The sequence below is a fragment of the Brinjal little leaf phytoplasma genome, assembly GCF_978563805.1.
This window is the reverse complement of record NZ_CEAFKD010000005.1, coordinates 40,718-54,453: the sequence shown is the minus strand read 5'-3', so window position 1 is coordinate 54,453 and position 13,736 is coordinate 40,718. Positions and strand designations below refer to the sequence as shown.

The 13,736-nt window shown below is 21.4% G+C and carries 15 protein-coding genes; 12 read left to right on the top strand and 3 right to left on the bottom strand.

The annotated features are described in order from the left end of the window. Nucleotides 1-152: 152 nt before the first annotated feature. Both ACTCUI_RS01895 and ACTCUI_RS01890 read right to left on the bottom strand, forming a co-directional pair. Nucleotides 153-548: a hypothetical protein gene (locus ACTCUI_RS01895; RefSeq protein ID WP_463431244.1), complete on the bottom strand. Its 396-nt coding sequence runs from the start codon at nt 546-548 to the stop codon at nt 153-155. 77 nt (nt 549-625) lie between these two features. Next, nucleotides 626-1,135: a DUF2963 domain-containing protein gene (locus ACTCUI_RS01890; RefSeq protein ID WP_463431242.1), complete on the bottom strand. Its 510-nt coding sequence runs from the start codon at nt 1,133-1,135 to the stop codon at nt 626-628. Between the two features lie 841 nt (nt 1,136-1,976). Here ACTCUI_RS01890 and ACTCUI_RS01885 point away from each other — a divergent pair. From ACTCUI_RS01885 to ACTCUI_RS01855, 7 genes are all read left to right on the top strand, one after another. Next, the gene (locus ACTCUI_RS01885; RefSeq protein ID WP_463431240.1) at nt 1,977-2,693 is read left to right on the top strand and encodes a sigma-70 family RNA polymerase sigma factor; all 717 of its coding nucleotides are present in this window, start codon (nt 1,977-1,979) and stop codon (nt 2,691-2,693) included. Between the two features lie 234 nt (nt 2,694-2,927). Beyond that, a complete protein-coding gene (locus ACTCUI_RS01880; protein ID WP_463431238.1) occupies nt 2,928-3,575 on the top strand; it encodes a hypothetical protein in 648 nt (215 codons plus the stop codon). Between the two features lie 95 nt (nt 3,576-3,670). After that, nucleotides 3,671-4,063, top strand: a complete 393-nt coding sequence (locus tag ACTCUI_RS01875; protein ID WP_463431236.1) for a hypothetical protein — start codon at nt 3,671-3,673, stop codon at nt 4,061-4,063. Between the two features lie 121 nt (nt 4,064-4,184). Continuing rightward, a complete protein-coding gene (locus ACTCUI_RS01870) occupies nt 4,185-4,814 on the top strand; it encodes a hypothetical protein (protein WP_463431234.1) in 630 nt (209 codons plus the stop codon). A gap of 33 nt (nt 4,815-4,847) precedes the next feature. Beyond that, nucleotides 4,848-6,212, top strand: a complete 1,365-nt coding sequence (locus tag ACTCUI_RS01865) for an AAA family ATPase (RefSeq protein WP_463431232.1) — start codon at nt 4,848-4,850, stop codon at nt 6,210-6,212. 14 nt (nt 6,213-6,226) lie between these two features. Beyond that, complete coding sequence (locus tag ACTCUI_RS01860; protein ID WP_463431230.1) at nt 6,227-7,882, top strand: hypothetical protein; 1,656 nt, start codon at nt 6,227-6,229, stop codon at nt 7,880-7,882. A 138-nt stretch (nt 7,883-8,020) separates the two neighbouring features. Further along, complete coding sequence (locus ACTCUI_RS01855) at nt 8,021-8,923, top strand: hypothetical protein (protein WP_463431228.1); 903 nt, start codon at nt 8,021-8,023, stop codon at nt 8,921-8,923. Nucleotides 8,924-8,937: 14 nt separating this feature from the next. On the opposite strand, the gene ACTCUI_RS01850 is transcribed toward ACTCUI_RS01855, so the two are convergent. Further along, on the bottom strand, nt 8,938-9,903 hold the full coding sequence (locus ACTCUI_RS01850) for an IS3 family transposase (protein ID WP_463431226.1): 966 nt from the start codon (nt 9,901-9,903) through the stop codon (nt 8,938-8,940). A 697-nt stretch (nt 9,904-10,600) separates the two neighbouring features. Between ACTCUI_RS01850 and infC the strand changes: the two genes are divergently transcribed. From infC to ACTCUI_RS01825, 5 genes are read left to right on the top strand one after another with little or no spacing between them, the layout of a single operon-like run. Further along, on the top strand, nt 10,601-11,107 hold the full coding sequence (gene infC / locus ACTCUI_RS01845; protein WP_463431224.1) for a translation initiation factor IF-3: 507 nt from the start codon (nt 10,601-10,603) through the stop codon (nt 11,105-11,107). A 42-nt stretch (nt 11,108-11,149) separates the two neighbouring features. Beyond that, nucleotides 11,150-11,338: a 50S ribosomal protein L35 gene (rpmI, locus tag ACTCUI_RS01840; RefSeq protein ID WP_273585288.1), complete on the top strand. Its 189-nt coding sequence runs from the start codon at nt 11,150-11,152 to the stop codon at nt 11,336-11,338. 34 nt (nt 11,339-11,372) lie between these two features. Continuing rightward, nucleotides 11,373-11,954, top strand: coding sequence for a 50S ribosomal protein L20 (rplT, locus tag ACTCUI_RS01835; RefSeq protein WP_463431222.1), 582 nt, complete (start codon nt 11,373-11,375; stop codon nt 11,952-11,954). A gap of 21 nt (nt 11,955-11,975) precedes the next feature. Next, nucleotides 11,976-12,602 carry a hypothetical protein gene (locus ACTCUI_RS01830; RefSeq protein ID WP_463431220.1) on the top strand — a complete coding sequence of 209 codons (627 nt, stop codon included), beginning with the start codon at nt 11,976-11,978 and terminating at the stop codon, nt 12,600-12,602. A gap of 34 nt (nt 12,603-12,636) precedes the next feature. Further along, on the top strand, nt 12,637-13,698 hold the full coding sequence (locus ACTCUI_RS01825) for a M42 family metallopeptidase (protein ID WP_463431218.1): 1,062 nt from the start codon (nt 12,637-12,639) through the stop codon (nt 13,696-13,698). Nucleotides 13,699-13,736: the final 38 nt, after the last annotated feature.

Here is a 13,736-nt window from a genome sequence, read left to right as displayed (position 1 = left end):
ATAATCCTTGCCATAAATTAAACCTTTGAATTCAGGTAAAGTTTGAATTTGGTTTTTAATTTTTTCTTGATAGTTAATGATGATCTGATTATCTTGTTTTTGAGAAACTTGTTGATTTTCATTTAAAATTTCTTTCAAAGATATTTGTTTTTTCATGAAAAATCATTATCTCCAAAAAGTTGTTTTTTAGCTCTTTCAACTCTAATGTTTTCTTGAGATAATTCCGCCCCAAATTGTTGATATAATTTTTGTTTTAAAGCGACTATCTTATTGACTTGGGGTTCTTTTTTTAGATATAAAATTTTCTTTTGGAGATCAACAGTGTATTCCTTATTCATTTTTAAATCCATTCGAATTTTAAAAGGTGGATTTTTAATGTTTTTCAAAAGTATTATTGTTTCATATAAGTCTGAATAATTCAAATATAAAGTTTGATTATCCAGGTTATAATTGGTTTTTTGATTATTGAATAATAAATAAATCTTAAAATAATGTTGTTTAATTAAAAAATTAATTATTTCTTTTAAACTATTTAAATATTTATTCATTTTTTTCTCTCTTTTTTTTAGCAATTTATTTTAATTCTTTTTTTAAATTTTTTAATTGTTTGTTTGTTTTATTGGGTTTAAAACTTAGTTGATAATAAATGTCTTTTAACTAGATTGCCAGTTTCTTGATCGTATTCATCTACATACCCAATAGTTTTTCCATCGGATTGGTATTGTATTTCTTTGATTGCGTTTCCAGTGTCTTTGTCGTATTCAAAAATGAAATTAATTTTTTTTCTATCGGATTGGTATTGTGTTACTTTAATTATATGGTTAGTATCTTTATCGTAATCATATTCGTTTACATAATTAATAGTTTTGCCATCAAGTTGATAATAAGTTTCTTTCGCTCGATTACCAGTTTCTTGATTGTATTCAGTTATTGTTCTAATAGTTTTTCCGTCTGATCGATAAGAAGTGTTTTTAACCACCTTACCAGTATCTTTATCATATTCATATACATACCAAATAGTTTTTCCATCGGAGCGATAATTAGTTTCTTTCACTCGATTACCAGTTTCTGGATTGTATTCAGTTATTTCTTTAACAGTTTTTTCGTCATGGTAATAATAAGTATTTTTTATCATTTTTAAAATCTCCTTTTTGGTTTTAACTAATTTCTTTAAACAAAAAAAATAAGCCAAACCGTTTTTTTTATATTAACTATAAAAAAACAGTTTGGCTTAAATCTTAACTTAAAATTGTATAAATTTAATAGCGCACAACCACAGGGCATTACTACCTATTTTTATATGTTTGGTTATGCCATGCGTGTCTAATTCTTAAATTTTGCTTTTAAAATTGTTAAAATTATCAGATTTCAAAATATCTATTACTATTTATTTTGTCGGAACATCTAATTCGTTTCAAATTTTAGATGTTTGAATTGATAATTGAACTTCTGAATTATTTGAACCATCAAATAACCTTTAATAAATGGAAAATTTATTAATAATAATAGCCCCTGTGCCCTCGTTATTATTGATTTAAAAAAAATTAAAATTTTCATCTTTTTTTCAAGTAATTTCTTTAGATTGATAATTTATATATCTTAAAACCTCTTTTTTTATTTTTTTTATTAAAACATAAAAAAAACAAGTTTATTGATTGAAAAAAAATTTCTTCAAAGCTGGGTTTTTTTGAAAAAAAATAAGTCAAACTATTTTTTTTTAATAAATAATTTGACTTAAATTAATAAATTATTTAATTTAAATATAATTTGTTTAAAAGAATTTCATTTCAATAAATAGCATCAGAACATTATTAAATTATTTTTATTAAACTATATATTTTTCTCTATATCAATATTAGATGCATCCCATATATTAAACATTTTAATTTATCCAAATATAAAATTTTTTATTATATATTTTTATATTCTTTTCATAAATCAAAAGAAATAAAAAAATAAGGACAAAAAAATTATATATGGGCAAAAATATAAAAAATTATTTAAAAATAGAACAAACCATTAATAAATTATTTTATATTTATTTCAAAGAAAATAAAAAAAATTATTTTATTCGTGAAAAAATATTTTTATTATTTTATAAATATATAATTTATCATATTGTGCGAAAATTAAAATATTGTCCTAGATGCTTAGAAAAAAAAGATTTAATAAACGAAGGAAGTTTAGTTATTGATGATGCACTATTAAAATATATTTACGGAGTATACAATTGTGATTTCGCCACTTTTGCCAAAAGCAAAATCAAACAACAAATCGATAAATTGATTCGTTTAAGTCATTCGCCTTCTATCCCAATTAGAATTTATAATAAAAATAAAAAAGAGAAAAAGCCGAATCAAAATACTGAATCATTATCATCAGATAAATATATTCAAAAAAAACAAATAGAAAATTATGAATATAATCCATACTATCCTAGAAATCTTAATCCTCATCAATTATATATCAAACAAATCAATCATGAAAACTTTTTAAAAAACATGAAAAGAAAATTAAATCCTATAGAATATCAAATTCTAATATATAGTTATGGTATTTCAACAGATTATTTTGATTCAAATTATCCTTATATTTTAATTGATCAAGAAATATCATTAAAGCTAAATATAACAAAAAAACAAGTTTATAAATACAGAGAAAAAGCCATTTTCAAACTTAAATATCACAAATAAAAAATAAAATCTTTTTTTCTTTTCCATGACCTAAGTAAGTCTTAAAACTGCTTTTTTTTAATTTAACGAATTCGTTGTTTTACACAATTACCAAACCCTTAAATTTAAGGTTATATTTATTCATTATATAAAATTATTAAAAATTTTTTAATGTATATTATTTTGAATATAATTTCATAATTTTATAAATATTTATTTTTTTGACACAAAAATTAAAATAAGGAGATTCCGAAAGTGAAACAACAAGAACAAGAAAATAAAGAAAAAGAACAAGAACAAGAAAATAAAGAAAAAGAATCCAAAATTCCACACTTAGATGTATTCGGCAAAAACTTTAATTTCACCACAATGCAAATTATTGTATTTATTTTAATTTGTCATATTTATAAAGAATGGGATCCAGAAGCCATTAAAACATTAAATGTTTCGTTTTTATTTTTCTTAAAAAATTTTGTTGCATTTTATTTTCAAATTATTTTATTCAAAAAATATATTAATAATATAAATTTTTTGAAAAATAAAAATAATAATCAACCCATTTGTGATGCATTGTATAATCAAATTCAAAAAAAAGTTTTAAATGACGACAAAATAAAAGAACAAATCTTAACTGAATTAGAAAATGAATATCAACAAATATTAAAAGGAGATGCTAATAAACTTATTTCAGAAGTCATTTCTAAAACATTTCAAAATCATTCAAATAATAATTCTATTAATAAATCCAATAATTCAGAAAATAAAACAAAAAAACGAGACTTAAATGATATAGATAATATTGACGAATCCAATAATGAAAAAAAAGATTCTAACGAAGATTCTAATAAATCAGATAATGTAACAAAAGATTCTCACGAAGATGATCCTAATTCTTCAGAATAAAATTTTTTTTAATAAATAGGCTCAAAAAGAGACTAATTAAAATTTAGTCTCTTTTTTTATTCAAATAAAAAAATAAAAAAAGGAAATGAAAAATTATGTTCTTTCAAAATCAACCAAACTTGTTTAAAATATTTATTTCTATTATTTTATGCATTATTGTGTCTTTAGCAGCTTTGTTTTCTATTAAATATAGTAGTGTACATAAAGCAGAAGAAGATGATTTAGAACCAAATATTGTAAATTATGATGATATAAACGAAGAAGAATTATATAATTTAATTCAAGATCCTAACAAATTAATGAATTTAATCAAATTAAATAACGATCTTAAAGAAAAAAATAAAAATAATAGTGAATTAATATCTCATTTAAATGATCAAATTGAATTTTCAGAAAATCGTATTTTAGAAGCAAATAAGTTAATCGAAATACAAAAAGAAAAAATCAATACTTTAACTAAAGAAAATAACGATTTAAAAAAAAGATAAATAAATATTAATTATTCCAAAAAATTATGTTTTTATTAACAAAATATTAGAAATAATATTGCAATTTATTATTCCATTTTTTTATAAAAATAAAAAAATCAAAGTAAGGAATTTGAATTTAATGAAAATGAAAAAAAAGAAAATAAACCAAAATAAAATAAAAATTGTTATTTTATTATTAATAATAACATTCATATTATCTTTAACAGCAATATCTATTTTCTTTCAAAAAAGAAAAGAAGAAATTAAATTAGAAAATAATTTCCCAACTTTTGAAGTAGAACTGATAGGAGGCAATAATCAAAATAAATATCTTATTCCAATTGAAATTCCTAATTTAAATAAAGAGAAATATGATCATTTAATAAATATTGAACACAAAGCTACTTTAAAATCTCAAAACATGGGAATAAAAGAAAATTTATTTTTAAAAATACAAATTTCTCTAGATACTCAAAATACATTTTATAACCCAGAAAAATATTTTGATTTTCAAATTATTACAATAAATTCTGATAAAACAAATAAAATTTACTCCAACGAAGAAAGACCTTATTATACCACAATGAAAGAAAATGAAACACAATCAATAACGATTAAAACTCAAATTCAACAAAAAGAAATACTTTCATCGAAAAATCCTAAACTTTATCTCATTTATGATTATGAAATAGTAGATCAACAAGGGAAAACAATTACCGGAGGTTCTAATATAGTTTCAAACAAAATAAGTAATATTGTTAATAAATAAGTTTATTATTTAACAAAAAAAAGGATACAATATATGTTTCAACAACAAAATAATAACGATCAAATACAAAAAAAAATATTTATTCTTGCTATTTGTATTTTATTTTTTATCTCTTTTATTATGGTTGTTTATGCTGCGGTTAATCATCAAAATATGATCCAAAATGACAAAAAAATTAATGCAATAGAAAAAAACAATTTTTATATAAATAAAAATTTAAAACAAATAGAACAAAATATTCAAGCAAAAAAAGATCAAGAAGAAAAAGAAGAAGCAGAAAAAAAATTAGAAGATAATTCTAATAAAAAAAATAAAATGCATGGGTTGAATAAAGATATTTTAATAGAAAGCGAAAATTTTATAGCCCAAGATTCTACGAAATTTCCTACTTTTGAAAAATTAGTAGGGTTAAAGGAAGCTAAATCAGCAGCTAAAGGCTTTGTAAATTTTTTAAAAAATAAAAAAGCTTTCGAAAACAGAGGAAAAATGTTTGCACCAACAGGTTTAATGATGTATGGTACACCTGGTTGTGGTAAAACTATTTTTGCAGGCTCAATCGCAAAAGAAACAGAATTACCTTTTATTGAGGTTTCATGTTCTATTTTTGCACAAGAATTTGTAGGAAAAGCCCCGCGAATGGTTAAAGAATTATTTGATTTGGCTAGAGAAGCAGCTAATCAAAATGGTAAAGGAGCAATTATATTTTTAGATGAATGCGAAAATATTTTTTTAAATATTGATAGTTTAAAGCCTGGTTCTGAAATAGCTAATGTTGTTAACGAATTCAAAATTCAATTAGAACCAAGAGAAGAAGAACGTAATCCCGAACAACCTATTTTTGTTATAGGAGCAACTAATCATATTGACGGAATAGAACCTGCTATTTTATCACGTTTTAATCATCGTATCGAATTAAAACCAGGAAATGAATTAGAACGTCAAATTCAATTTGAAAGTATTTTACAACATAATCAATTTCCTATAACTCAAGAGGCTAAAGAATATTTATTAAACACAATTAATAAAGCATTAGATCATTTGCCTCCACAATATGAAAAAACTATTAATGGTGATATAGTAGAGATTCCGATGGAAAAAAATTATAAAAAAGCTTATCGTGTTTTAGACAATTTAATTAAAGAAGCAAATTTAAAATCTATTGATCGTGAAATAACATTAATAACAGAACAAAAAGAATGTGAAAATCCCAAACATGAAGAATTGTTCAAAAATAATATAACTTTCGCTAATAACAATAAAATGAAAAAACAAACGAATTCTAATATTTTAGAAAATTGTTGCGAATGTAAAGCCATTAATGTTGAAGATTTAAAAAAAGCTTATCAAATAATAATAGATGATTCATGTAAATCTTTAGAAAAGATAAAATCAAATTAAAAGGAGAATGAAAAATGTTCTCAATTTTTAGTATTTTTACAAATTTCAAATTATATTTTATTATTTTTATAATTGGAATAATTGTACTTCTTATATTTCGTTTTCTACCTATAATCAACAAATTAAGAGGAAAAAAAACTTCAGTAAAAGAAATTATATTTTTTTCTTTAAGTATATTAGGCATTATATTTATATTTTGGTTCTTCCTTTGGCGAAAAGAACCTATAACAAAAAATTATGATAAATTAACTAATGAAGTGAATAAAGCTATTGATAAATATGAAGATATTACCCATAATTATAAAGGATTAAAATCTAATTGGGAAAAAGAACTTCAAGATGCTGAACAAGAATTAAAAAAACTTCATGAAAAAAAAGAAATTACTGAAATAGACAAAGAAAAAATTCAATTAAGTCTTGATACGAATGAAACCCATATCCAAAATATTAAAAATCAATTAACTAATATTCGTGATGAAATATCGATTGAACAAGGTAAATTAAAAGATTTAGAAAAAAATAAAGAAAAAATTGAAAAAGAAATAAAACAAAAAGAAGAAGAAGCGCTGAAAGAAATAAATGAAAACAAAAAAAAGAAATTATATGAAGAAATCGGAAATTTAAGAAAACAACATATAAAAATAGTAGAAGAAATAACAAATACAAAAATAAAAATTAAAAAATTAGAAACAGCTGAAATTTCATTAAAAAAACAATTAAAAATTGTAGAAGATTTTAAACAAAAATTAACAACATCTATGAATGAATTAAATGTAGAATTAAAAAAAATAACATCTTATATTATGACAATAGAGGAGAAAAAAAAAGAAATACAAAAAAATCTTGATGAAATAAAAAACAAAATGGAACAAATACAAACAGAATGCGAAGCTTATAAAAGCTTTAAATCTATTTTACTAATCCTAAGGCAAAATGCTGAAGCATGGGAAAGATCTAATTCATTTTCCTTTGGTAATTTAGTAAAAGTCTTTTTCAAAGCTTTCGATCGTATTACAGATTTGCTTACTTTTAAAAACAAATTTTCTGTATCTAACAATGAAATAACATTTGAAAAAAACTCTGTTGCCACAACAAATAATTCACAAATCGATAAAACATCAATAAAATTGCCACAAGGACATCCTATATCAATTATGATCAATAGTTTAGTTAAAAAAAAAGGGGAAGAACCTCAAATGATAAGCGCTGAAATTTTAAAAATTTATATGGATGATATTCATAAAGAATTAATGAAATTAGAAAAAGAATATAAAGAATATGAAGAGAAATATAGAAATTATAAAATACAAAACGATCATAATAAAATTATTCAAGACATCAGAGATTTTAAAATAAAAATAGCTAAAGAAAATGATAAAGTTATGGAAGATTATAGTAAATGGTTAGGAGAATATGAAAAATTAACAGAGGAATTGAGCAAAAAACAAGATGAATTTATAGAAAAAGAAAATCACTTAAATATAATAAATAATTTAGATAAACAAAAAGATAAAGTTGAAGAAAATATAGAAGAAAAAGAAATAGAATATAATGAATTACAACAAAAAAATCCTAATTATGCTAAAATTCAACAAAACATAATTAATAGAAAAAATCAAAAAAATGGTATCAAAATTCCTGTATTCCAAATAAAACAAATAAATAGTTAATGCCTAATATAAAATAAAATGTCAAAAAAAATTTTTATTATAAAAAATGACGATTTCAAATTTTTTATTTTAATTAAAATAAAAAATTTGCTTATTTTATATAAAAAATATAAATACAAATCAAAAAGGATATAAAAAATGATATTTAAAAAAAATAAATTTGGTCTCAAAATTTTATTTTATTATATTATTATGATATTTTTTCAATTTAACAATATACTCGGTTATTTTCATATTCGTTTAGGATATCAAATTAAAATTATGGATATAAATGAAATAGCCAATAAATGGATCGCCAATGAACCACCTACGCAAGTGTATGATATCAATATCCAAGAGACAGAAGATATGAAACTATTTTTAAAAGAATTTAAAAATTTAGATACAAATTTAAAAAATAATATACCAGGTTATAATGAATTTAATACAAATTCGTTAAATTATATATCTTTAAAAAATCCTCCCAATGAATTATTGGGAGTTTATATCGTTCCTAGAAATAATCCTTTTAAAAAAAAATATCCAGACACACAATACTCGACTACATTAGAAGAATTATTAACTAATAATAAAATATCAATGAAAGAAATTTACTGTTTTTGGAATGTTAAAACAAAATCTCCGAATCCGAACGTTAAAATTCATCATATCGTTAATCATAATGTTCCTGATGATCAAATAAGTAGCCATATAAATAGATATTTTAATTCAAAACAAATTTATAAAAATAATAAATATATTCAAAATAAATGTTATAATATGACTTCTACATCAGGCCTTATTATACCTTTGCCTGATGAAGGTTTTTTCAATGGTGAAAAAATAACAAATATTTATTTTGATGATGGTATACGTATTATAAACAAAGGAAAGACAGAATATCTTTTAAAAATGGCTAATGGAGCTAAAAATATCTATGTTTTTAGTTTAGATAATTCAAATTATAAAGCTGAAATGGTTTATGATTGTATTACCAATAGATATAGACCCCTCTTTATCGTTAATGGAAACGAAAATTACCAAATTGATTTTAATAATTAATTTATTTATTTTATTTAAAAATTTTTAAATTTTAAATATTGTAAAGGAGATTTATAATTAAATTTAGCTAATATCCAATTTTTATTGTAATAAAAAATAAAACTTTTAATTCTTTTTTTTAATGTTTCAAAAGTATACTGTTGATGTGAAAAACATTTATTTACTTTTAAATATCCTTTTAAAGTGCTAAAATAAGATTCTATCATTGCATTATCAAATGGAAAAGCTTTTCTAGAAATACTAATTAAAAATCCTTTGTTTTTAAGATAATTTTTAAATTTAATATTTTGATAAACACTACCTTGATCTGAATGCATAATACAAGGTTCTTTTAATTTAGGTAATTTTTGAAAAGTTTTTTTTACTAATTCTAAATTAGGTTTCTTACTAATTGCAGATGATAAAATTTGATTATTGAAACCATCTATTATAACTGATAACCAAAATTTACCATTTTTAGTAGAAAAACAAGTCAAATCAGTATATATTTTTTTCAAAGGTTTATCAGATTTAAAATTAAAATTAATTAAATTACAATTTTTTTCTCTTGATATATAAAAATTTCTCTTATTATAAGGTTTTCTGTATGTCATCAACCATTTATTCATACGCATAATATGTAATACTTTTTTATTATTAACTATTTCTTTGTAAGTTTGAAAATAAAGATTTGTAATTTTCCGATAACCAAAAGAAAATCCAGTTTTTTTACATAAACGTCCAAGTCTTTCAACAATTTTATTATAATTAGATTCTCTTTTTTCTTTCTGATACTGAACTTTTTTCCAATAATAATAAGAATTACGGTTTATTTTTAATAATTTTAAAATATCTGTAATTTTCAAATATTTTTTATAAAATTTAATCAAAACAAAAATAAAATCTCTAAAATTAGGTTTTTGATATTCGATAACTAATTGTAATAATTCAATTTCCTTTTCCCTTATAACATTTGAATTTTGACTTTTATTTTTTATCATATCTATGTTTTTCCTGTTTTTAAATTAATTTTATAAAAAGAAAATATTATAAAATGATTACACATATAGGTAAAATATAAATTAAAAAATAAATTTATAAGGGATTTTTAAATTTTTGTTTGCATATATATAATGAAAGGAAAAATATTTAAATTATTATTTAGCACATTAAGTGCTTATAATTTATTATATTTTAATTTTTTTATTTATTATTTAAAAAAATGATATTTATATTACAAAAATACAATAATCATTCCAAAAAATGATATTATAAATAAAAAAAATAATTTTTTATTTTTTTTAAAAATTTGTAATTATTTGGATGCAGTTCATACATTAAAAAAAAATTTCTTTAAAAATTTTTTTTTAATGTATAATAATGTAGTATTAAGAAAAAAATGAAAAAAGTGAAAAAGAAGAGTCAACTCTCCTCTACCTGAAAAATAAATTTAAATTTGTTTTTGGGTAATAAAGCACAAAAAATAATAATCTAAAATAAATTTTTTAAAAAATTTTATTTTATATTTTATTATTTATAGTATCCATAATAATTAAGAGAGTACTTTTTTTATAAGTGCTTTTTTTTTATAAATTTTTTTATTTTTTTTACAATAAATAGGATATATAAAAAATTATTTTTTCAAAAAGGAGTTTATTTAATATTAAATACAATAAAAATATTAAAAAAGATACAAAAATGAATGTTTTGTATAATGAAAATATTCCCCAAGGAGAATATTTGGTAATTGATGAAAATGGAGAAAAATTAGGGGTTTTAGAAAAAAATAAAATAATTCAAATATCTGAAGAAAAAGACACAGATATAGTAATGATTAATCCAAATTCTAATCCTCAAGTCGTTCGTTTAATTAATTATTCATCTTTTCGTTATAAATATCAAAAAAAATTGAAAGAAATCAAAAAAAAACAATCTACAGCAGTTGTAAAAGAGATTCGAATTAGCCCTAATATTGATGCTAATGATTTAAATGTCAAAATAAAAAGAGCTTTTAATTTTTTAAAACAGGGCGATAAAGTAAAAATTATTATGCGTTTTAAAGGAAGAATGATAACACATAGTGATTTAGGTAAAAATATTTTTGATAAAATCACATCTGATTTAAAAGATTTAGGTAATTTTGATGTAGCTCCTAAAATGGTTTCTAATCAAATAATTACTGTTTTATCGCCTAAAACAAAATAAATTATATTTCTTATGAAAATCCAAAGGAATAACGAAATAATTATGATTAAAAAAAAAACTCATAGAGGTTTAAAAAAAAGAATTAAAATCACTAGTACTGGCAAAATGTTAAGAAGATATGCTTATAAAAATCACTTAGCCGGTTCTAAAACAACAAAACAAAATAGACAATTAAGAGGAATTACAAAAGTAGACATTTCTGATGTAAGAAGAATTAAATATCTTATTTAAATTCTCAAAATAAACTTAAGAAGGCAAAATAAAGATGGTTAAAATAAATTTCGTTACAGCAAGACATAAAAAACGTAAAAAAATATTAAAATTAGCAAAAGGTTATGTCGGTTCTAAAAGCACTCTTTTTAGAACAGCTAAAGAACAGGTAATGCGTTCTTTACAATATGCTTACAGAGATAGAAGACAAAAAAAGAGAAATTTTAGAAAACTATGGATTACAAGAATTAATGCTGGTTGTTTGAATAATAATATTAGTTATTCTAAATTTATACACGGGCTTTCATTATCCAAAATAGAAATTAATCGTAAAATGTTAGCTGATATGGCTTATAATGAACCTCAAATGTTTTTTAATTATGTCAATTTATCTAAAAAAGCTTTAGAACAAAAAAATTTAAACAAAGAAGAAAAGATTCCGCAAAAAGAAGATATTTCGACAAAAAAAATAAAAGATGAAAATATAGAACAAGAAGATTTGAGTAAAGAAGATTTAAATAAAAAAACATTAGTAGAATTAAAAAAGATAGCACAAAAACATCAAATAAAAAATATTTATAAATTAAAAAAAATAGATTTAATTAATTTATTAACAAAAATAAATCCTGAAAGGTGAGGACACAGAAAAAGAATATAAATGATAAAAACAGAAGTTACAAAAAAACAAACTTTTTTAATATTATCAAAAATAATTTTTTTTGCATTAATCTCTTTAACAACTTTTTTTTGGTTAAATCAAACATGGAACATTAAAGATTATTCAATTATTCCTTCTAAAATTTTATTAGGTTTTTTCATTTTATTTATTAATTATTTATTAGTATTTAATAATTTTAAAAAAAGTAAAGGTTTTGCTAAAAGTCTCTTTTTTATCGAAAGTGTTATATTCATTTTAATTTCTTTAATACTTATTTTTCATTTTTTTATAAAAACTGACTATATCCAAAAAATATTTAAATTAGATTATATAATTTATTATGTTTTTATAACTCATAGTATCGTAGAATTATATATTAATCAATTAGAAAATAAAGTAAATATCATATCCTCTATAAAATTCATATTATTTATATTATTATTAAGTATAAGTTGCTATCTTAGAGGTGCTGAAATAAATTTATCAAATTATTTCAGAACAATTTTAGGTATTGTATTTTTAATAATAAGTATATATTATATATATAAACTTGTTACACAAATTAATTATTTAAAACAAAATAAAAAAAATATTAACCAACCAAAAGAAGAAGAAATAGTAGAATAAAATTTTAAAATTTAAGGAGTTTAATTAAATTATTATGTCTGATCTATTAAAACAATTAAAAGATTTAACTATGTTAAGTGGTGTACCTGGACAAGAAAAAGAAGTTAACAATTATATCAAAAAAAATATTCAAGGACAATTTGACAAAATTGAATACGATAATTTAGGAAGTTTAATGTTTTATAAAGGCAATAAAGGACCGAAAATTATGTTAGCTGGTCATGTAGATGAAATTGGTTTAATAGTAACTGAAATCACTAAAGAAGGTTTTGTTAAATTCCAACCTCTAGGTGGATGGATAACTGGAGTTATGTTAGCTCAAAAATGGAATATCCACACTCATAAAGGTGTTATAAGAGGTATTACAGGTGCTAGACCTCCTCACGTATTACCTTTATCAGAAAGAAATAAAGTTCCTGAAATGAAAAATTTATTTTTAGATCTTGGTGTTTATAACAAAGAAGAAGCAGAAAATTTAGGTGTTAGAATAGGAGATATGATCACTCCTTATAGCGAATTTGAACTTTTAGCTAATAAAGATTTTGTAGCAGCTAAAGCTCTAGATAATCGTGTAGGTGCTCTAATAGTAATGAAAGTAATCGAAACTTTAAAAGATAATCCTAATCAATGTATCGGTGCTTTTACAGTTCAAGAAGAAGTAGGTTTAAGGGGAGCTAAAACAAGTACAAATAAAGCAAAACCTGTCATAGTTATTGCTGTAGATACTAGTGTTGCTGATGATGTGCCAGGCGATGCAAATGCTCATATTAAAGTTTTAGGTCAAGGTCCTCAACTTACTTGTTGGGATCATGGTTTAGTTCATCACAAAGCTTTAAGAGAATTGTTCATTAAAACAGCTAAAGAAAATAATATTCCTTTTCAAGAATCTAAACCAAGCGGTGGACAAACTGATGCTTCAGCAATGCATGTTCAAAATGAAGGAGCAGCATCTCTTTCTATTAGTGTGCCAACTCGTTATATTCATTCTCATACTTCTGTTATCCATATAAAAGATATCGAAAATACAATTAAACTTCTAGTTTTATTAATAAAACAATTAAACGAAAAAAAAGTACAAGAAATTTTATTTAACTAATTCAAATTTTATGAAAAAATAACCATAATTAATAAAAA